The following is a 20,362-nucleotide window of genomic DNA, read 5'->3' on the forward strand; positions in this document are numbered from 1 at the left end:
CGCCCGCCGAGGTTTTTCCCGGCGAGCATGAACGGCTTCCACACGCCACGATCTCCCGGTAGGGAGGGATTCAGTGGCTCCCGCGAGGATGGGGACCATCGCGGACTTGCATGGATCCGTCCGACATCGGGCTGGCTCTGGCCGGCCCGCAGCGGCGGATTGCAGTTGTCGGAGAAGACTTTGGCCAGCGTTATCGAAAACCTCCAGCTCGAACAACCGGCGCAGGACCTGCCGTTGCTGGCGGCCGGCACAGCGGACCGTCCGGTGGTGTGGCGCCACGACCAGCCCGTGAGCGCCGCGCGCTTCATGGCGCACGTGCACGCGGTGGCCGAACAGCTTCCCGCGGGGCCCGCCGCGGTGAACCTGTGCGAGGACCGCTACGCCTTCCTCGTCGCGTTCTGCGCCATTGCGCTGCGCGGCCAGACCAACCTGCTGCCGTCCTCGCGCGCGCCGCAGGCCGTCGCCGAAGTGATGGCCGCGCATCCGGGCAGCTATGCGCTGGGCGAACTCGCACTGGACGCACCGCCCGCCCACTACCGCCACCTGCCGAGCCTGCTGGAACCGGTGAGCGGCGAAGGTCCTCTGAGCATTCCAAGGCTGCCGGCCGATCAGGTCGTGGCCATCGGCTACACCTCCGGCTCCACCGGCGTGCCCAAGGGCAACCCCAAGACCTGGGGCAGCTTCAACGCCAGCAACGCCGGCAATATGCGCGCGCTGCAGGACACGGTGGGCCAGCACTTCCACGTGGTCGCCACGGTGCCGCCGCAGCACATGTACGGCATGGAGATGTCGGTGCTGCTGCCCCTGCTTGACGACGTCGCCGTGCACGCCGGCCGCCCCTTGCTGCCGGCCGACGTGGCCGCGGCGCTGGCCGACGTGCCCCAGCCCCGCGTGCTGGTGACCACGCCGGTGCATCTGCGCGCACTGATCGAATCGGGCGTGGAACTGCCGCCCATCGACGCCATGGTGTCGGCCACCGCGCCGATGCCGGTGGAACTGGCGCAGGCTGCGGAAGCGCGTTTCGGTGCGCCGCTGGTGGAAGTGTTCGGCTCCACCGAAACCTGCGTGTTCGCCAGCCGCCGCTCGGCCCTCGACGAACCTTGGTCGCTCTACGACGACGTACACCTGCACCCCCAGCCCGACGGCACCCTGGTGCGCGCCCCCCAGCTCGCGCAGCCGATGACGCTGGCGGACATCGTCACCCTGCACGACGGCGGCCGCCGCTTCCGCCTTTGCGGCCGCCATTCCGACCTGCTTGACATTGCCGGCAAGCGTGCATCGCTGGGCGACCTGACCCGTCGCCTGCAGGCTATTCCAGGCGTGCAGGACGGCGTGGTGTTCCAGCTCGAAAGCGGCGATGCACTGGGCGTGCATCGCATCGCGGCGCTGGCGGTGGCGCCGGGATTGGATGAGCACGCGATCCTGGATGCGTTTCGCCAGTCGGTGGACCCGGTGTTTCTGCCGCGGCCGCTGAAGCTGGTAGACAGCTTGCCGCGCAACGAGACGGGCAAGTTGCCGAGGGCGGCGTTGTTGGCGCTGCTCTGAGGTTTTGCTCTCTGCGCTGAAGGCGGTGGCCATTGCCGCCTTCGCAACATCACCCTCCAACCCAACACCATCTCAAGGCAGGCGCTTCGCCTCTGCCACGATCGCGATGTGCCGCGCAGCGGCACGAGCCGTCGGCTCGATGCTCTTGATCTTCCGGGTCCCCGTATGAGGCGGCGGGCGGGTGGAGATCAGGCCCCGTAGGGGTGCCTGGCAGGAAGCCAGGCACTTTTCGTCGGGGCAGGATGCCCCGTCGAAAAGCCCGTAACCCGTCCGCGGACCTTCCGGGCGAAGCCCGGAAGGCGCTTCATCCGGGGGGCCCTTCTCTTTGGTTACTTTCTCTTGGGCAAGCAAGAGAAAGTGACCCGGCCTCCGGCAGGAGGTCGGAACGCCCGCCGCGTAGGCGGCCAGATCGCGGGAACGCTGGTAGAGAGCCGATCACTCTCTACGCGAAAACCCAGCGCAAAGTCACTGGATCCCAGCCTTCGCCGGGATGACGACAAAGACAAAACCTCGCGTCCGTCACGCGAACACCGTCCATCGCACCCCACCCTGCAGCCCGGTTCATGCTGCGCTGCGAAATCCCCTCCCTCCCCTTACAATGCCCCATTGCGCCGCCCCCGGCGCCCCTCTTCGGCAGTTGGAGTCCCCATGAAAGTCCTGGTCATCGGCAGCGGCGGGCGCGAACACGCGCTGTCGTGGAAGCTCAAGCAGTCGCCGCGCGTGAGCGAGGTCATCGTGGCTCCCGGCAACGCCGGCACGGCGCGCGAAAAGGGCCTGCGCAACGCGAACGTGGCGGCGACGGATCTGGACGGCCTGTTCAAGCTCGCCAAGGACGAGAAGGTCGAGTTGACGGTGGTGGGTCCGGAAGTGCCGCTGGTGGCGGGCGTGGTGGACAAGTTCCGCGCAGCCGGCATGCGCTGCTTCGGCCCGCGCGCGGTGGCCGCGCAGTTGGAAGGCTCCAAGGCATTCGCCAAGGATTTCCTGCTACGCCACAACATTCCCACCGCGCGCTATGCGGTGTTCACTGAACTCAATCCGGCGCTGGCCTATGTGCGCCAGCACGGCGCGCCCATCGTCATCAAGGCCGACGGCCTGGCGGCGGGCAAGGGCGTGGTGGTGGCGCTGACGCTGGCGGATGCGGAGCAAGCGCTGCACGACATGCTGGGCGCGCACCAGTTCGGCGATGCGTCGGCGCGCGTGGTCATCGAGGAATTCCTCGACGGCGAGGAAGCCAGCTACATCGTGATGAGCGACGGCCAGCACGCGCTGCCGATGGCCAGCAGCCAGGACCACAAGCGCCGCGACGAAGGCGACCTGGGCCCGAACACGGGCGGCATGGGCGCCTATTCGCCCGCGCCGGTGGTCACGCCGGAGGTGGAGAAGCGCATCCTCAAGGAAGTGATCGAACCCACGCTGCGCGGCATGGCGATGGAAGGCGCGCCCTTCATCGGCTTCCTCTACGCCGGCCTGATGATCGACAAGAGTGGCGCGCCCAAGGTCATCGAATTCAACGTGCGCTTTGGCGACCCGGAAACGCAGCCGATCATGCTGCGCCTGAAGTCGGATCTGGTGGATCTGATCGAGGCCGCGCTCGATGGCGAGCTGCACCACACGCACGCGCAGTGGGATCCGCGTCCTTCGCTCGGCGTGGTGATGGCCGCGGGTGGTTATCCGGGCAAGGTGCGCAGCGGTGATGTCATCACCGGTCTGGACAGCGACTTCGGTCCGGATGCGAAGGTGTTCCACGCCGGCACGCAGCTCGATGCGCAGGGCCACGTTGTCACTGCTGGCGGTCGCGTGCTCACGGTGTGCGCGCTCGGCAAGGACATCGCGGCTGCCCGCGAGAACGCCTATGCCGCCGTGTCGAAGATTCACTACGAAGGCGCGTTCTGCCGTCGCGACATCGCGCATCGCGCGTTGCATCGCGGCTGATCGAACCGGTTGGCGTGATGTGCAAAGCCCCGGTCATCCGGGGCTTTTGTTTGTGACGTGGCGTAGGCGTTAGCCCGGGATTTCCGGCTCGACCAGTTGCGCGAGATGGATCAGCGACTCCTGCCAGCCCAGGTAGCATTGCTCGGTGGGGATCATCTCGGGAATGCCCTCCTGCACGATGTGCAGTTCCGTACCGCAGGAAACCTTCTTCAAGGTGACGGTGGTCTGCATTTCGCCCGGCAGGTTGGCGTCGTCGAAACGCGCCGTGTAGCGGATGCGCTCGCCCGGCACCAGCTCATGGTAGGTGCCGCCGAACGCGTGGCTGTGGCCGCTGGTGAAGTTGGTGAACGACATCTGATAGGTGCCGCCCACCTTGGCATCCAGATGATGCACCTTGCCGGTGAAGCCGTGCGGCGGCAGCCAGCGCGCCATCGCGTCGGGCGTGGTGAAGGCGCGGTAGATTTTTTCCGGCGTGGTGCGAAGTACGCGGTGAAGCTTGACGGTTCCGGTGGTCATGCGAGTGCTCCGTGGAAGGAATGAACGGGGCAGTGTGTGCCCGTCATGGATGCGACGAACCGATCTGCATCATTTCGACAACGGGCTCAGTTTCGTTTGCGCAGAACGACGTGCGTCGCCCGCTCGCCGGGAACGCTGCTGACGCTCTCGTAGCCCAGCGCAGGCAGATCGAGTCCCTGGAACAGCGCTTCGCCACGGCCCATCACGATCGGGCGCACGGCGAGATGCAGTTCGTCGATCAGGCCGGCCTGCAGGTATTGGCGCACCGTAGCCACGCCGCCGCCGATGCGCACGTCGCGTGCACCCGCCGCCGCACGCGCCTGTTCGAGCGCCGCGTGGATGCCTTCGGTGACGAAGTGAAAGGTGGTGCCGCCGGCCATGGCGAGCGGCGCACGCGCGTGATGGGTCAGCACGAACACCGGCACGTGGTACGGCGGCTCCTCGCCCCACCAGCCTTTCCAGCTGTCGTCCGGCCACGGCCCGCGCACCGGCCCGAACATGTTGCGCCCGATGATCCATGCGCCTATGCCGTCGAAACCCTTCTCCGCGATGCCGTTGTCGATGCCGGTCTCGCCATCGCCGCTGCCATGCATGCGCTGGAACGTGCGCGTGGGGAAGAACCACTCCATCAAGGCCGGTCCGCCGACGCCCAGCGGGTTGGCCAGGTCCTGGTCCGGCCCGGCGCCGTACCCGTCAAGGGAAACGCCAAAGCTCTGCACGCGAAGTTTCGACATGATGGGTTGTCCATGAAGGGGAGGTCGACTACACGACGAGCGGCGCGGCGCCGTTTCGACACCGCAGCCCGGCCCCGGACAACGCCGGACCTTGGCTAGGCGTGCCGCCGCCGGCGTACTTTGCGACGCCGGGGGCGGCCGAACAAGGCGCGTAGTTCGTCCTTGGCGGCTTCCAGATGCTTTCGCTGTGGCGCGGAGAGCTGCTTGCCGGCGCGATTGATGAAGAAGTTGAGCATGGACATGGCCGAACGGAACGGCGAGGACTTGCGCCGCTTGCTGTGTTCGGCGGACGTCTTGAGCGAACGCGCGATGGCGGCGGGATCCGTCTGCGAGAACATGCCATGCGGCAGGTCCAGCGCATCGCTGGTTTCCATCACGTGTTTCGACCAGCGGCGCTTGCCGCGGGGAGAACGGTGAGAGCGGGATGTCGTGGCCATGAGCGTGCGGTGCGAAGCGAATGACACGCCGAGCAGTAGCGCAGGTCCGGTCATCGCGATGTGTGGGCCGGCTCACGCGCATGTGACGCCGTCAGGTGGGCACCGCAAGCAGCTGTTTCGCGGAGTGCAGCAGGCTGTGCCGCGGGCCTTCCGTCAACGCGAGAAAGGCGAGCCGATGGGACGCCATTCCCTGCCGTCGAGCAGGCGCACGTACAGGAACGGGTCATGCCCATCGCCATGCACGGCGCTCGCCGGTTCGATCCACCGTCCCGGTTCCTGTTCGCGCAACACTTCGCCGGCATAACTGCCGTAGGCATAAAGCGAGGGAGCCATGGCATCGACCGTGGCGCCGGCGTCGCGCCATGTCGCCAGCAGGCGGTCCACGTGGCCGAGCGAATCCAGCGTGTGCGTGAGGCTGATGCCGTGGGCGTCCCGCATGTGGCGCACGGCGTCGTCGGCGTGGCGGCGAACGGTGGCGATGGCGGGCGCCATGTCGATACGAAAATGCACGAGTCACTCCCTGTGAGCACGGTGGCGGTTCGTTCGTGGTCTGCCGGCGCCCTGTCCATGGTGTCGGGAGGAAAATCCCGCCGACGCCAGCCGCTGCATTACATACGTCGGCCTGGGCCTTCGACAAGCGCGGCGATGGCCTATATCGATGGTCAGGGGCTTTCGCGCTAGGCTTGCTCAACGCACACGCCAGGGATCCACATGAGTCAGTTCAACCTGCTGGGAAGCCGGCGCTTTGCGCCTTTTTTCTGGACCCAGGCGCTGGGCGCGTTCAACGACAACGCGTTCCGCAATGCGATGGTCATGCTGGTGGCGTTCCAGATGGGCCTGGATGACAAGACGGTGTCGCTGTACACCAACCTGGCGCCGGCGCTGTTCATCCTGCCCTACTTCCTGTTCTCGGCCACGGCGGGCCAGTTGGCTGAGAAGTACGAGAAGTCGCGCATCATCCGCTACGTGAAGTTGTTCGAGATCATGGCCATGGTGGTGGCGGCTATCGGCTTCTACACGCATCACACCACCTTGCTGCTGGTGGTGCTGTTCCTGATGGGGCTGCACTCCACCACGTTCGGGCCGATCAAGTACGCCATCCTGCCGCAGGCGCTGAAGCCGCAGGAGCTGGTCGGCGGCAACGGCTTGGTGGAAATGGGCACGCAGCTGGCGATGCTGGTGGGCATGATCGCCGGCAATTCGCTGATGCTGATCAAGGGCTATGGGCCCATCGCGGCGTCGGCCACCACCATTGCCATCGCGGTGCTGGGCTATCTCGCCAGCCGGCGCATTCCGCCCGCGCCGGCCACCGCGCCCGAGCTGGTCTTCAACTGGAATCCGATCACCGAAACGGCGCGCGTGCTTGGCATCACCAAGGCCGACCGTCGCGTGTTCAATGCCGTGCTCGGCATTTCGTGGTTCTGGTTCTTCGGTACGGTGCTGATCGCGCAGCTGCCCAACTACACGCGCATCAACCTGGGCGGCGACGGCTCGGTCAATACGCTGGTGCTCACGCTGTTTTCGCTGGGCACCGGCGTGGGCGCGCTGCTGTGCGAGCGCATGTCCGGGCGCCGCGTGGAAGTGGGCCTGGTGCCGCTGGGCGCGTTCGGCCTCACGGCGTTCGGCGTGGACCTGTACTTCGCCCATCCGCACGTGGCCGCGGTGCACGGCCTGGACTGGCTGGCTTTTCTGCATGGCGCGGGAAGCTGGCGCGTGGTGATGGATCTCACCCTGATCGGCGTGTTCAGCGGTTTCTACGTGGTGCCGCTGTTCGCCTACGTGCAGGCGCGCACGCCGCGCGACCGGCTGTCGCGCGTGATCGCGGGCAACAACATCCTCAATGCCTTGTTCATCTGCATGGCTTCGGGGTTCGGCCTGGGCCTGGGCGCGCTGGGCTTGACGGCGGTGCAGATCTTCCTTGCCGCGGCGCTGCTCAACGTGCTGGTGGCGGTGTACATCTTCACTATCGTTCCCGAATTCCTGATGCGCTTCATCACCTGGGTGCTGGTGAACACGCTGTACCGCGTGCGCGTCGACGGCCTGGAGAACATCCCGGAAGAAGGCCCGGCGCTGCTGGTGTGCAACCACGTGAGCTTCATGGATCCGCTGGTGCTGATGGCGAACCTGCGGCGACCCGCGCGCTTCGTCATGTACTACAAGATCTTCAACATCCCGGTGCTGAAGTTCGTGTTCCACACCGCCAAGGCGATTCCCATCGCAGGCCAGAAGGAAGACCCCGCCGTGCTGCAGCGCGCTTACGACGAAGTCGACGCTGCGCTGGCCGACGGCGATCTGGTGTGCATTTTCCCCGAGGGTGGATTGACCAAGGACGGCGACATCGCGCCGTTCCGCCCGGGCGTGTCGCGCATCCTGGAACGCCGTCCCGTGCCCGTGGTGCCGCTGGCGCTGCGTGGATTGTGGGGCAGCGTGTGGAGCCGCCGCGATTCCATGCTGCATCGCGCGCGCCTGCCGCGCCGCTTCCGCGCGCGCGTGGAGTTGGTCGGCAGCGCGCCGATCGCGCCTCAGGACGTTCGCATGGACGCGCTCGAGGCCCGCGTGCGCGAGCTGCGCGGCGACATGGCGTGAGCCGCTGGCGGGCTCACGCGACCTTCGTTGATGCTTACGCGAGCCAGCCGGCGAGCACGATCAGCGCCACCACGCTGAGCCACGCGAGCAGGGCGCGCAACAGGGCGCCGCGCAGGCGGATCAGTTCGGCCAGCGTGTCGATGCGCTCCTGCGCGTAGCCGTCGCCGGCTTCGATATCCACCTGCACGTCCGCGCGCGCCGCGGCTCCGAGGAAGCCGGGGCCTTCCACATACCAGCTGTTCGGCGACTGCTGCTGATGCCAGCGCTTCCACGCGCCGATCACCGCATCCCAGTGGCCTACCAGCGCCAGCGTGAACACCATCAGCTGCGCGGGCAGCCAGTCCGCCACGTTGGCGAAGGAGCGCGCCGCGCTGCGTGCGGGCGAATCCAGGCGCAGGGTCTGGTCGCGGCCCAGCGTCTGCGCAAGGCGGTACAGCAAGGCGCCAGCCGGCCCCAGCAGGAAGAACCACAGCAGCACGCCGAAGCGGCGATGCAGCGCGGCGTAGGCGGTGGCCTCGCCCAGCGGCACGGCGTGCCATGCGACCGGTTCGCCGTCATCGGACAAGGCTTGCGCGGCCGCTTCGCGGGAGGGCTGGTCAGGCGCCTTGATGATGGCTTCGAGGTCCGCCTCGTACGCGTGCGGACCAAAGCAGTACAGCAGCACCACGAAGGAGAACACCAGGCGGAACAGCTCGCTGCCAGGCAGCAGGCCGAGCAGCCAGATCACGAGCAGGCACAGCACTACCGGCACGCCCAGCGTCACGGCGACGCGCGCCGGGCCGGCCGTGTCGCCCAGCTGCGCCACCCAGCGACGGAACCCGCCATCGCCGCGCCAGTGCGCGAGTTGCGGCATGACGTGCACCAGGCCGAGAGCGATGAGTGCGGAAAGCAAGCTGACAGCCATGGGTGCGGATCTCCGGTCGACGGCCGCATTGTAGGGCAAGGGCGTGACGGCTCAGCGCGTGCCGAATGCTTCACATTCGTCATTCCGGCGCAGGCCGGAATCCAGTGGCCTCGGTGTCAGGCTTTCGCGGCGAGCAAGTCGCTGTGGATACCTGGCGTAAACCGAACATGGTCGCTACTGGATGACCAGCCCTTCGGCTGTTGAAAAGCACCTCCGGCCTGCGTCGGAATGACGGCTGTTGCAGGCAGCAATCAGCGCTTGTGCCGCGCCACCAGCTCATCCAGCTCCAGCCCCGCCTGCTGGCGCAGCCAGTGTTCGAGCAGGCGATAGGACACCGACAGCGGCGGCGACGGAATGAAGCTGCCATCGGCCATGCCCTGCACGATGTCCTGCGGCGTGAACCAGCGCGCGTCCTCCAGCTCGTGGTCGCGCAGGCGGATGGTGCGCGCCACGGCCTTGGCGGTGAAGCCGACCATCAGCGACTGCGGCAGCGGCCACGGCTGCGAGGAGTGGTAATGCACCTCGCCCACGATCACGCCCGATTCCTCCGCGACTTCGCGGCGCACGGCGTCTTCCAGCGCTTCGCCCGGTTCCACGAAACCGGCCAGTGTGGAGTAGCGGCCCTTGGGCCAGCCGGCCTGTCGGCCGAGCAGGCAGGCGCCCTCGTGCTCCACGATCACGATGACGGCGGCATCCGTGCGCGGAAAGTGCATGCGGCCGCAGTCGCTGTTGGTGCATTGCGTGCGATGGCCCGAGGCCACCAGCACCAGCGGCGAGCCGCAGTACGTGCAATGCCGTGTTTCGCGCTGCCAGTGCGCAAGGCCCTTGCCGTAGGCGAACAGGCCGGCCTCGTCCGCGGGAAGCAGCAGGCCGACGTCGCGCAGGCCGGCGCGGCGTGCGCCCAGCACGTGTTCCAGTTCGCCGGCGCGCTGCTCGTCATCCAGCGTGATCAGGAAGTTGGGACGCTCGTCGGTGAGGCCGAGGAAACTGGCCTTGTGGTCGCCCAGCAGCCGTTCGCGCTCGGCGCTGTCCAGCCAGCGCAGCGTTTCGCCATCGGCCTGCAGGTAGGTCTGTCCCAGCGGATCGATCAGCAGGTAACGCGCGTGCTCGGACGCCGCCAGTTCGCTGATCCACACGGACTCGTCGCGCCGTTCGGCAACGCGATCGAGGATCAGGCTGAGTCCCGCGAAGGTGTTGTGTCGCGGCAAGGTGGTGCGATCCATGCCGTGGCAGGTCTCAGGTGGAGAAGGACGAGCCGCAGCCGCAGGTGGTCTTGGCGTTGGGGTTGCGGATGACGAACTGCGAGCCGCTCAGGCTTTCCGAATAGTCGATCTCGGCGCCGGTGAGGTACTGCAGCGACAACGGGTCGACCAGCAGGGTGACGCCCTCGCGCGCCAGCGCGTAGTCGTCCTCGGCCTGGGCCTCGTCGAAGGTGAAGCCGTACTGGAAGCCCGAGCAGCCGCCGCCGGTGATGTACACGCGCAGCTTGAGTTCAGGGTTGCCCTCTTCCTGAATGAGCTCGTGCACCTTGCGGGCCGCAGCCTCGGTGAACACCAGCGGGGCGCCGGCGCTGCGGTAGTCGGGAACGGTGGGGAGGGGGACGACGGTATCCATGAGACTCAAGTGGGGGTGCGGCAACCTGTGCTCAAGGATACCGCGATCAGGCAGGTACGGCTTCTGCGTCGGCGAGTGTAGGCGCAGGGAGTTCCCGCGTTGCCTCCGCCGAGTGGTGGCTCATGCGCCCGTTGACCTGGGCGCCGGCGGCCATTTCCAGGGTGCGGTAGTGCACGTCGCCCGCCACGCGGGCCTCGGAGGCCAGTTCCAGGCGCTCGGCGGCATGGATGTCGCCGCGGACGTGGCCATTGATGATGGCGTGGGGCACGCGGATCTCGCCCTCCACGTGGCCGCTCTCGCTGAGCGTGAAGACCGCGCCCTGCTCCTCGGCCAGCACCGAGCCGACGATCTGGCCGTCCAGGTGCAGCGCTCCGCTGAAGCGGACGTCGCCCTGGATGACGGTGCCCCGCGCGATCAGGCTGGTGTCCGGGTGGGCCGGCGCGCGCTCGCTGCGCTTACGGTTGAGCATCTTGTTCCCCTTGGGTCGGTGTGAGGTGGCCGGACAGCGCCTCGCTCCAGCCGACCGCACGCGTCACGGGGTCGTCCCCGGCGGGCTGGACCTTGATGAGCAGGCGCGTGGGCCGGAAATCGGCGGGCAGCACGATGGTGCTGTGAAGCTGCTGGAAGTACTTGAAACGGAACGGGATGCCGTCGCGCTGCGCGGTGTCGCCCAGCGACGGCCAGTCGAGCTGGACCACCTTGTCGGCGCGCAGGCCCTCCACGCTGACGGTGGCGGTGCCGGCCACATCGTCGCCGCGCTTGGCGTTCTGGGTGACGCTGAGCGTGAGGTTCCAGGCGTGGGAGTTCTCCACCGGCTGCAGGCGCACCTCCTGCACCTTCAGCCCTTCGCGCTGGGCGTCACCGCCGGTCAGGCGGGAATAGAAACCCAGGTCGGCCCGCAGGCCGCTGATTTCCTCTTCGCGCTCGGATAGCGTCTTGCGCAGCGAGGCGTTGGCGATGTCGGCCACCTGGCCGGCGCGCTGAAGGTTGGCCACCTGCTGCTGCAGGTCATTGTTCTGCTTGGTGAGCGCCTTGAGCTGGCGCTCCTCGGCCGCCACCGGTGTGCCATGGTGGGCAATGCCGCCCACCACCAGTCCCACCACCAGCAGGCTGGCCAGCCAGGCCGCGCCCAGCCACACACGCCGCCGCCCGACGGACGCGTCGTGCGGACGTACCACGAAGCGCGGTGGCGGACGTGAGGCCATGCGGGGCTTTCCCGGGGAAAACCAACGTATAGCCTCGCCGTGCAGAGAGCGTCAAGGAACGGCGGCACGCTTTGCGACCGTTCCCGCCCGGTGAAGGTCAGCTGTCGATCTTGGACTGCAGGTAGCGCTCGGCGCTGAGATCCTTGATCAGGCTGAACTGGGTTTCCAGCCAGTCGATGTGCTCTTCCTCGTCGTGCAGGATCCCCTTGAACAGGTCGCGGCTGACGAAGTCGGCAATGCTCTCGCTGTAGGCGATGGCCTCGCGCAGGTCCTTCACGGCGGCCATTTCCAGGTCCAGGTCGCCCTGCAGGCATTCCACCGGGTTCTCGCCGATGCGCAGCTTGCCCAGGTGCTGCAGGTTGGGCAGGCCGTCGAGGAACAGGATGCGCTCGATCAGGTGATCGGCGTGCTTCATCTCCTCGATGGATTCCTTCTGCTCGTGCTCCGCCAGCTCGTTGTAGCCCCAGTCCTTGTACATGCGGTAATGCAGCCAGTACTGGTTGATGGCGGTCAATTCGTTGTAGAGCACCTTGTTGAGGAACTCGATGACCTTGGCGTCGCCCTTCATGGGAAGTCTCCTAATCCGTACAGCCGCCGACTATACGGCGTCCCGTGTGGGCACGTCGGAACGAGAATGACTAGGAGTTGCGCATACGAAAACGCGCAGCCGAGCTGCGCGTCGCGGGAAGTTCTTCGATGGGGGCCGCCCTCAGGCGACCGCGACCACCGGCAGCGCCGACAGCACCTGCTGCACCGCCTTGTCCAGCGTGGCGCGGGCTTCGTCCTCGCAGCAGCCGCAGCAGTCCGAGCAGCCCGTGCGGGCCTGCAGCTCGGCGAACTGATGAACGCCCTCGGCGGCGGCCCGGCGGATGTCGCCGTCGGTGACGGCGTTGCACATGCAGATATACATGGGCGTATATGGGAACGCAAATGCGAATGATTGTCAACTGAGAACAGCCGGCCGGACGTGGGTGTTCAGCATCCGGCCGGCTAGTTGAAGGCCGGACGGCGCGGGTCAGCCGGAAAGGCAGGGCGAAAACCGGCCCCGTACGCGCCCTCAGGCCGCGGCCTTGCCCTTGCGGGGGCCGTCGCCGGCCTCGTGGCGCTGCTCGCGCTGCGGCAGCTCGCCCAGCTGGACGCTGAGCAGGGACTCCACCAGGGGTGCGAAATGGCGCAAGGCGCGCTCGTAGACCTGGCGCTTGAAGTTGACCACGTGGGCGGCGGGATACCAGAAATCCACCCAGCGCCAGTGGTCGAACTCCGGCTTGTCGCAGGCGTCCAGGCGCAGGGCGTCCTCGCTGCCCACCAGGCGCAGCAGGAACCAGACCTGCTTCTGCCCGATGCAGGTCGGGTGCTGGTGGTGGCGGACATAGCGGCTGGGCAGGCGGTAGCGCAGCCAGCCCCGGGTGGCGCCGATCACCTCCACGTGGTGCGGGGCCAGGCCGGTTTCCTCCTCCAGCTCGCGGTACATCGCCTCCAGCGGCGTCTCGTCGCTGCGCATGCCGCCCTGGGGGAACTGCCAGCCATCACGATTGACGCGGCGCGCCCAGAACAGCCGGCCGTCCGCATTGAGCAGAACGATGCCTACATTCGGACGATAGCCATCGACGTCGATCATGTTGCCTCCTGAAGCCGGGCGGGTACGACGGACGACTCAGCTCCGCCATGGCTCGTGAGTCCATTCAAGCACGCGCAGGAAGACGGGACAACCAGACCTCTTGAACCCAGCGGCCCAGCCCACTACACTGCCGGGCCCTGCCTGGTCGACGCCACGTCGACACACCGGGCGGACGGCACCCAAGGCTATGTAGCTCAGCCGGTTAGAGCACAGCACTCATAATGCTGGGGTCGGTGGTTCGAGTCCACCCATAGCCACCACATACCAGTCCGAACCTGTCCAGCGAAGTCCAGGGAACCTAGTGATACCAAGGGTTTCGGGTCTTTTTCGTCCAAGCAAGTCCCATGAGGTCCATTGAAATCGAGGGGCAAGTGGGGGCAGGATCGGGGGCAACACTACTTCTTCAGTGGTAGATGCCCCCATGCCGCTCACGGATACCGCGATTCGAAAAGCGAAGCCTATTGAAAAGGCGCAACGCTTATTCGATGGCAGTGGAATGTATCTGGAAATTGCGCCTTCTGGAGGCAAATGGTGGCGCTTAAAGTACCGCTTTGGGGGGAAGGAGAAGCGGCTTTCCTTGGGTGTTTATCCAGACGTGGGCCTGGCACTTGCTCGTGAGCGTCGTGATGCGGCGCGCAAGCTGCTCGCACAAGGGATAGATCCAGGGGTGCAGCGCAAGGCGGAGAAGGCCGCTGGTGACGAGCGTGCTGCGAACAGTTTTGAGGTCATTGCTGGTGAGTGGCTCGCTGTAAAGGAGCCAGAGTGGACCCCCAAACAGTTCGCTAAAGAGCGCGACCGCTTGCGCAATCACGTATTTCCTCGGCTGGGTACCCTTCCTGTTGCGAATGTCGGGGTGGCGGAAATCCGCCCGTTACTGATGCACCTGGTGAAGCAGGGGCATATTGAGCAGGCACATCGCCTGCGACATCAACTAAGTCGGATATTTCGGTTCGCCATTGCTACAGAACGAGCCGTGCGTGACCCGGCAGCCGATCTTCGCGACACACTTCCTGCCCGGAACCCCAGGAACCACCCGACCATCACCGATCCCGTGCAAGTGGGCGAGCTGATGCGAGCCATAGAAGGGTTTACAGGTACTTTCCCGGTGCAATGCGCACTAAGGTTGGCGCCGCTTTGGTTCTGCCGTCCTGGCGAGATACGAATGGCAGAATGGGCTCACTTTGACCTCAAGGGCGAGACCCCTGTCTATAGAGTGCCGCCTGAGAACAGAAAGCTCAAAAAGGCCGCCAAAGAAAACCCCGCCACTCCACCGCACATCGTGCCGTTGTCCACGCAGGCACTGGAGATCTTGCGGGAGCTAAAGCCTCTGACTGGAAATGGCCGATACTTGTTTCCCGGGGCGCGTGATCCGAAACGACACATGTCGGACGGAGCGTTGAACGCCGCGCTGGCGCGCATTGGTTACAAAGGAATTATTACAGGACACGGTTTCCGCCACATGGCGCGCACGATGTTGGGAGAGCAGGGCTGGAACCCTGAGGCCCTTGAGCGGCAGCTATCTCACAAAGAGCCTGGAGTTGCGGGCGTTTACAACAAAGCACAGCATCTCCCCGAGCGGCGAAAAATCATGCAATCGTGGGCTGACTACCTCGATTCGCTCAAAGCGACTGGAAGGACTACCCTAACTCAGAGTGAGGTGCTCAATGCCGCTTAGTCCGATGAGGGAAATAGCTGCGCGGAGATACGGGATATCACCCCAGTGAGTGCTCAGCCTTGCCATGGCGAAGTTGATCAGAAAGCCGCCGCTTTCCAGATCCGAGCAAATGTCCCGAATTCGCAGCCGGGATACTTTGCCGGAAATGCTCTTGCGCCGCACGCTTTGGCGGATGGGATTGCGATACAGACTGCGTTCCACTCTTCCAGGTCGTCCGGACATTGTTTTTTCGTCCGAGAAATTGGCAGTGTTCGTGGACGGATGCTTTTGGCACGGCTGCCCTACGCATTTTCGAGCACCAAAGACGCGGGCTGAGTATTGGTCCCCGAAGATCGATGCGAATATTGCCCGGGACAGGCGTAACGATGAGGCTCTTCATGCAAGCGGCTGGCATGTGTGTCGACTCTGGGAGCACGAGATCGAGACTAATCCCGAGGCCAGTGCGCGAAAAGTTGCCGCCCTGCTACTGGAACTCCGTAGACAGGCTGGCGCTCCGGAAGGGCCGTTAGAAAGAATCCAGTTCGACTAGAATGAAGCCTGGTCGGAGGAACAGAATGGTTGACCCAGAGGGAGGCAATTTGAGGGAGCTACCGATACCGCGGCTCGCAGAAGGCACGGTGCCCGTGATTTCCCTTTTCTGCGGCGCGGGGGGGCTGGACCTGGGTTTTGATGACGCAGGATTTCGCACTATATTCGCAGCGGACTCGATGCCAGCTGCAGTAAAAAGTTTCAATCACAATGCCGGCGCCAATGTTGCTGCCGTTCTGGATCTACTAAATACCTCTTCCGGAAGCATTGCTAAGGTGGTGCGCGAACGCATAGCTCTGGCGGGAGCCGCGCCCCGGGGTTTGCTTGGCGGGCCGCCGTGCCAGGGCGTGTCAAACGCGAACAATAAGTCGGGCCCCAAAGATCCGCGCAATCGATTGTTTGCGCGTTACACGAATATCGTGCTCGACCTTGACCAGGAATTTGGGCTCGATTTCTTCGTCTTCGAAAATGTCCCAGGGCTTAAGGTGGCGAAGAATAAGCCTCTTTACGACACCCTAGTTAAGCGACTCGGCAAGGCGTACAACCTTCACGAAGCGATTCTTGATGCTTCGAAGTATGGAGTACCTCAGACCCGTCGCCGTTTAATCATAGTGGGCATCAGTAAGAGATTGGATGACGCAAACTTCCAATTTCCGACCCCTAGTTCCGGCGCCGCGCCAACCGTTAAAAGTGCAATCAGCGGTTTGCCTGAGCCCGTTTTCTTTTCCCGAGAGGGGAACTGCAGTCCAAGCGCTGAGCACGTCAATCATTGGACGATGATGCCAAGGTCCAAGAAGTTTTTCGGGGCTGCAGTACCTCCCGATGGTCGGTCATTTATTCGCTTAGAGTGGGATGCGCCAAGTCGTACCGTGGCTTACGGCAATCGGGAAATTCATGTCCATCCTAGTGGAAAAAGACGGCTCAGCATTTACGAAGCACTCTGCTTGCAGGGGTTCCCAAAATCCTTCGAGCTTCTAGGCAATCTAAGCGAGCAGGTTACCCAGGTTTCAAATGCAGTTCCGCCACCCGTAGCAGCGGCAGTCGCGCACTCAGTCGCTGCCGCGCTTCGTCGCGCCCGCCCCTCACTCTAGGAATGACAGCAGTGGACAGCGGCAAGCCCAAGACTCTCGCTGAGCGAATACGCGATGCTGGCACGAGCGGCGCTAAGATCGAAGACGTTTTGCAAACCGATCAGCGCGTGCTTGCTCGAATCACTGATGGCATCTATCGCCAGCCAGCATCCGCACTGAGAGAGCTAATCGCCAACGCTTACGATGCGGATGCGTCGCAAGTGGTCATTGAGACGGACCCTCCGCGTTTTGATCGAATGATCATCCGAGATGACGGCAGTGGCATGAGTGTCGAGACGCTTGCGTATGTCTTGCAACATATCGGTGGAAGTCTCAAGCGTACCGCCCAAGGAGCGAAGTTAGACGTAACGAGTTCGTCAAATGCGTCGCTCAGCCCTGGTGGTCGCAAGCTGATCGGCAAGATCGGAATTGGTTTGTTCTCCGTTGCCCAATTGACGCCCCACTTCCAGGTTATAACCAAGACAAAGGGCGAAAAAACAAGGCGTATTGCGGACATCATCCTCGCTCCGGAGGATGCTGAGCGTGCCTTGGCAGAGCGCGGCGGTGATACCGAGCTAAAAACGGGCACCGTAAGAATCTGGAGCGTGCCGGCGACTGACGTCGAATCGCATGGTACCGAAATTGTGCTTATGGATCTTCGTCCTCAAACAAAGGAATTGCTTCGTAGCCAGGCGCGATGGGCTGCCTTGCGGCCCTCTCCTGAAGGCGCGCAGGAGAACTGGATGCCCACCGCGACTGTGGAGCCCGTCTTTCATATCGGCGGGCTCGACTATTCAACCAAGCGCACGATTAGTTTGCCTGCATCGTTACCCTGGAAGAGTAGCGATTCGCCGACGCAAAAGTTCAAGAAGCTTGTTGATGGGGTCAGGGCTCAGACGGCGACAAATCCAAATCCAGAACTCGAGCAGGTTCTTGATAACTATCTTAGGTTGATCTGGACTCTCTCTCTTGCTCTGCCAAGTCGCTATGTAGATCAGCACCCGTTTGATTTAGATGCGAAAAGCGGACTCGATTTCTTCGCCATTTCTAACGATGCCAAAGGCCAGGCTTCTGAATTGGCGCTTCAAGGGAACGCGCAGGTTCGCTCCTTGATGGGCCTTTCCTCTCCAGCCGACTTCGAAGACACCGAATTCAAGGTTCTTATCGACGGGGTTCAATTGCTTCGTCCGTTAAAGTTCGGACGAGCCAAGGAGAGCACTCATGCCATGTCACGAGATCTACTCTTTGTCGGCAAGTGTGCACCCGATCTAAGTAAGATTCCCGAGGAATATAGGGGCGGTAACCTTTCTTTTGAGGCCTATCTTTATTGGTCGCCTAAGATTGTCCCCAAAGATCACAACGGCGTACTCGTCCGCCTAAAAGGCGCAAGTGGAACACTTTTTGATCCGACTTTCATGGGTTACCAGGTGTCGGAACAGACTCGTCTAAAGCAGCTGACTGCTGAGATATTTGTTCATGAGGGCCTTGAGGGTGCGCTAAACATCGATCGTGAATCATTCAACTATGCGAGTATTCACTACCAATTTATCAGTCGGTGGCTGCACGGCGCGATCCGTCAGTTTGCTAACCGGCAGAAGTTGATTTCAGGGAAGCTGCTTAGTGAGAAGAAGGAAAAAATTGGCCAGCAGCTGGACGAGAAGTTGCAGCGGGCGGCTGAAAGTGCGTGGGAAGATGCGCGCGGTGAAAACGCTGAGGCACCTCCCGAAATAGTTTTCGGCGACGACGATAAGCAAGTCCTGGAAAGGCGCGCTGCTGGTGCTCCTGCGTTTACCCGCAGCGCCGTGCTAAAAGCAAGCCAAAAGGGTAAGGGCAAGAAGTTGCCGGCTGATTTGGAGCCGCGTCTGAGAGCGATTGCATTGGTACTCCAAGCCTATGGCGTGTTCGACAACATGCAATATGCAATGCAGGAGAAGCTGATCGGGGAGATCGGCAGGATCATCACCACAGAGGCTTCTGATGGAGATTGAGGTCGAGAATGGGGGGAGCGATTACGTTGGCGATCTCGTTCAGCAACGTGTCGAGCATCCAGAGCTTGCTCCAAAGGACCACTTTTTTCCTTGGCACAAACCAAGGAAACACTGGATACGTCGCAATCAGTGGCAGGCAGAAGCTGCAGACCTCATCGCTGCACTAAACCTCTCTGACAAGCGCAGGCCTCTCTCCTACTTAAGTCTTCCTGGTCCTGACATGTTGGATGTAAGGGCTATGCAACAAGTTTGCGCAGAATCTGGCGCAAACCTGCGTTTTGTCGGCTTCATGGAAGGGGGCTTGGATGCTCAGACAGAGCTCAATCTTTCTTTGGATGAAGTGATGCGGATGCAGGGCGTCGATCAGGAGTCGACTGTAATCCTCGATCCATTACAAAGTCTTGCAGATCCGAAATCAGTTGGATACGCCCGAACGATGGGGGCGGCATCGTTTGATATCGTAAATATCGACCTATGCAACTCTATCGGTGCGGCACCGCCACTTGATCAACAGCTTGGATGTTACGACGCCATTCGGCAGCTTCTGGACTTTCAGCGCCGACGACGTCCTGCGGACGAGCCATGGATACTATTCCTGACAACCCGGGCGAACCATGGCCGGATCAACGCTGAAGCACGCGTGCGCTTCTTCGACTGCCTTCTTAGAAATGCGCGCGATCACGCCGAGGTCGATCAGGTCATTCGCGACGAGCTGCATCTTGATCAATCAGCATTGAGTGCAATGCAGGCGGGTCCGGTTCAGGATGATTCTGCCTTCGAAAATGCTTTCGCGGCGGCGGTCAGCAAATGGCTTCTCCAGATGCTGGACAGCTCTCCGCCGGCTGGCACATTGAGGCTACTGGCGAGTAGTTGTGCTTACTCAGTTCGCGTGCCGGGAAGTAGAGACATGCTTTCTCTCGGTTTTTTTTGCCAGACGGTTCATGCGCCTGCACGCGATCTTGCGGGACTGGCTGCGTCTGTTGAGCAACCCGTCCAATTCCCAAGCGAGCCCGAGGCAGCGATCGAGATAATTCGCTTGATACCTCGTCTTGCTCATGTCGATGGCATTCTGTCGAATCCGGACACCTACGACACGGTTACACTTGAGGCATCCGACCTAATGCGAAGTGCTCGTTTTGACGCTGATGCGTACATCGATTGGGCGCTTTCGCAAAAAGAGAACCCGAAGGCTTCCCTTGATGTAGCCTAGAAAAGCCAGTCATTTCGAACCTAGATATTTTTAAATCTATATCACCGTGCTGAGCAGCTCGTTGGGCTGCTCGTTCTCTATTAAGGAGCATGGTGATGTTTGAAAAATCGTGGATTGGCTACTCCTCATCGTCGCTGTTTGAGTGTTTGATTGTTTTTGCAGTGTTGTTTATCGCTGGGAATTTGTGGCCTGCCTGCGCTCGTTGGTGTGTCGAGCTGCGTACCGGCTAGGCTTGCGTATGACGCAACCAAAGTCCTTTCCCGGTGGCTAACGAGATAGTGGAGGTGAGAGCTCACTGCTCGTAGCGCAGTCCGCTCGAACCGCTGGCGACATCGCGTTGCCGAAATTCTCTGCTCTAAAGCTTCCACCTCTTGGTCGTAATCGTACATAGGGCCCGGCAAAAGCCGGGTCCTATCTTCCAGCGATCGAATGCCAGGCTGCCATTATTCTATTTCCGATGGCGGCTTGGCCGTTCATTGACACCAAGCAGATCTCGAACGTCCTCGCCAAGTATTGCGCCAAGCCTGCATAGGACGGCGAGGGAAGGATTTCCGATCGCACGTTCGATCTGGCTGACGTAGGTTCTGTCGACATCGGCCTGAAGGGCCAATTGTTCTTGCGATAGGCCAGTCTCCGACCTTAGCGCTCGAATATTCGACGCCAGCTGTTTTTGTACGAGGTCAAAGTCCCTTGCCATGTGGGCAAGTGACCTGCCCCCGGGCTTAGGGCCAAAACCTATTTCGTAGAGTCCAAGGTTGCGAGCTTATCGCTCGGTGATGGGTTGGCAAGGGTTCCTTGAT

Annotated in this window: 20 protein-coding genes and 1 tRNA gene; 9 read left to right on the forward strand and 12 right to left on the reverse strand. The window is 62.9% G+C overall.

Annotated elements, in window-relative coordinates:
* The first annotated feature begins 180 nt into the window (after positions 1 to 180).
* Together BDW41_RS14950 and purD are read left to right on the forward strand one after the other, a co-directional pair.
* Complete coding sequence (locus tag BDW41_RS14950) at positions 181 to 1,545, forward strand: AMP-binding protein (protein ID WP_074552072.1); 1,365 nt, start codon at positions 181 to 183, stop codon at positions 1,543 to 1,545.
* 648 nt (positions 1,546 to 2,193) lie between these two features.
* A complete protein-coding gene (purD, locus tag BDW41_RS14955) occupies positions 2,194 to 3,477 on the forward strand; it encodes a phosphoribosylamine--glycine ligase (RefSeq protein ID WP_074552040.1) in 1,284 nt (427 codons plus the stop codon).
* A 69-nt stretch (positions 3,478 to 3,546) separates the two neighbouring features.
* Here the strand turns inward: purD and BDW41_RS14960 are convergent, their stop codons facing one another.
* From BDW41_RS14960 to BDW41_RS14975, 4 genes are all read right to left on the reverse strand, one after another.
* Positions 3,547 to 3,993 carry an SRPBCC family protein gene (locus BDW41_RS14960; protein WP_074552039.1) on the reverse strand — a complete coding sequence of 149 codons (447 nt, stop codon included), beginning with the start codon at positions 3,991 to 3,993 and terminating at the stop codon, positions 3,547 to 3,549.
* An 86-nt stretch (positions 3,994 to 4,079) separates the two neighbouring features.
* Positions 4,080 to 4,727 (reverse strand): dihydrofolate reductase family protein, encoded by a 648-nt coding sequence (locus BDW41_RS14965; protein WP_074552038.1) that lies wholly within the window; start codon positions 4,725 to 4,727, stop codon positions 4,080 to 4,082.
* 95 nt (positions 4,728 to 4,822) lie between these two features.
* Entirely contained in the window at positions 4,823 to 5,218 is a 396-nt protein-coding gene (locus BDW41_RS14970; RefSeq protein WP_343125764.1) for a DUF3175 domain-containing protein, read from the reverse strand.
* A gap of 99 nt (positions 5,219 to 5,317) precedes the next feature.
* On the reverse strand, positions 5,318 to 5,674 hold the full coding sequence (locus BDW41_RS14975; protein WP_074552037.1) for a hypothetical protein: 357 nt from the start codon (positions 5,672 to 5,674) through the stop codon (positions 5,318 to 5,320).
* A 201-nt stretch (positions 5,675 to 5,875) separates the two neighbouring features.
* On the opposite strand from BDW41_RS14975, the gene BDW41_RS14980 reads away from it, so the two are divergent.
* Positions 5,876 to 7,750 (forward strand): MFS transporter, encoded by a 1,875-nt coding sequence (locus BDW41_RS14980; RefSeq protein ID WP_074552036.1) that lies wholly within the window; start codon positions 5,876 to 5,878, stop codon positions 7,748 to 7,750.
* Between the two features lie 34 nt (positions 7,751 to 7,784).
* Here the strand turns inward: BDW41_RS14980 and ampE are convergent, their stop codons facing one another.
* The 8 genes from ampE to BDW41_RS15020 all read right to left on the reverse strand — a co-directional run bounded on the left by ampE (position 7,785) and on the right by BDW41_RS15020 (position 13,091).
* Positions 7,785 to 8,654, reverse strand: a complete 870-nt coding sequence (gene ampE, locus BDW41_RS14985) for a regulatory signaling modulator protein AmpE (RefSeq protein WP_074552035.1) — start codon at positions 8,652 to 8,654, stop codon at positions 7,785 to 7,787.
* A 251-nt stretch (positions 8,655 to 8,905) separates the two neighbouring features.
* Complete coding sequence (gene nudC / locus BDW41_RS14990) at positions 8,906 to 9,877, reverse strand: NAD(+) diphosphatase (protein ID WP_074552034.1); 972 nt, start codon at positions 9,875 to 9,877, stop codon at positions 8,906 to 8,908.
* Between the two features lie 13 nt (positions 9,878 to 9,890).
* The gene (erpA, locus tag BDW41_RS14995; protein WP_074552033.1) at positions 9,891 to 10,268 is read right to left on the reverse strand and encodes an iron-sulfur cluster insertion protein ErpA; all 378 of its coding nucleotides are present in this window, start codon (positions 10,266 to 10,268) and stop codon (positions 9,891 to 9,893) included.
* A 46-nt stretch (positions 10,269 to 10,314) separates the two neighbouring features.
* Positions 10,315 to 10,737 carry a polymer-forming cytoskeletal protein gene (locus BDW41_RS15000; protein ID WP_074552032.1) on the reverse strand — a complete coding sequence of 141 codons (423 nt, stop codon included), beginning with the start codon at positions 10,735 to 10,737 and terminating at the stop codon, positions 10,315 to 10,317.
* Entirely contained in the window at positions 10,724 to 11,473 is a 750-nt protein-coding gene (locus BDW41_RS15005) for a DUF6776 family protein (protein WP_074552031.1), read from the reverse strand. Before BDW41_RS15005 ends, BDW41_RS15000 begins: the two co-directional genes overlap by 14 nt.
* Before the next feature lie 97 nt (positions 11,474 to 11,570).
* Entirely contained in the window at positions 11,571 to 12,041 is a 471-nt protein-coding gene (gene bfr, locus BDW41_RS15010) for a bacterioferritin (protein ID WP_074552030.1), read from the reverse strand.
* A gap of 141 nt (positions 12,042 to 12,182) precedes the next feature.
* Complete coding sequence (locus tag BDW41_RS15015; RefSeq protein ID WP_074552029.1) at positions 12,183 to 12,383, reverse strand: (2Fe-2S)-binding protein; 201 nt, start codon at positions 12,381 to 12,383, stop codon at positions 12,183 to 12,185.
* Positions 12,384 to 12,530: 147 nt separating this feature from the next.
* Entirely contained in the window at positions 12,531 to 13,091 is a 561-nt protein-coding gene (locus tag BDW41_RS15020) for an RNA pyrophosphohydrolase (RefSeq protein ID WP_074552028.1), read from the reverse strand.
* A 183-nt stretch (positions 13,092 to 13,274) separates the two neighbouring features.
* Here BDW41_RS15020 and BDW41_RS15025 point away from each other — a divergent pair.
* The 6 genes from BDW41_RS15025 to BDW41_RS23055 all read left to right on the forward strand — a co-directional run bounded on the left by BDW41_RS15025 (position 13,275) and on the right by BDW41_RS23055 (position 19,562).
* Positions 13,275 to 13,351: transfer RNA gene (locus tag BDW41_RS15025), tRNA-Met, on the forward strand.
* A 161-nt stretch (positions 13,352 to 13,512) separates the two neighbouring features.
* Positions 13,513 to 14,766, forward strand: coding sequence for an integrase arm-type DNA-binding domain-containing protein (locus tag BDW41_RS15030; protein ID WP_074552070.1), 1,254 nt, complete (start codon positions 13,513 to 13,515; stop codon positions 14,764 to 14,766).
* Between the two features lie 64 nt (positions 14,767 to 14,830).
* A complete protein-coding gene (locus BDW41_RS15035; protein ID WP_074552027.1) occupies positions 14,831 to 15,295 on the forward strand; it encodes a very short patch repair endonuclease in 465 nt (154 codons plus the stop codon).
* 25 nt (positions 15,296 to 15,320) lie between these two features.
* On the forward strand, positions 15,321 to 16,385 hold the full coding sequence (locus BDW41_RS15040) for a DNA cytosine methyltransferase (RefSeq protein ID WP_083337827.1): 1,065 nt from the start codon (positions 15,321 to 15,323) through the stop codon (positions 16,383 to 16,385).
* Between the two features lie 11 nt (positions 16,386 to 16,396).
* Entirely contained in the window at positions 16,397 to 18,352 is a 1,956-nt protein-coding gene (locus BDW41_RS15045) for an ATP-binding protein (protein ID WP_158537001.1), read from the forward strand.
* The gene (locus tag BDW41_RS23055) at positions 18,342 to 19,562 is read left to right on the forward strand and encodes a hypothetical protein (protein ID WP_146217363.1); all 1,221 of its coding nucleotides are present in this window, start codon (positions 18,342 to 18,344) and stop codon (positions 19,560 to 19,562) included. The genes BDW41_RS15045 and BDW41_RS23055 overlap by 11 nt, the downstream gene beginning before the upstream one ends.
* The last annotated feature ends 800 nt before the right edge of the window (positions 19,563 to 20,362 follow it).

Source organism: Dyella sp. AtDHG13 (genome assembly GCF_003201105.1).
Classification (GTDB): domain Bacteria; phylum Pseudomonadota; class Gammaproteobacteria; order Xanthomonadales; family Rhodanobacteraceae; genus Dyella; species Dyella jiangningensis_B.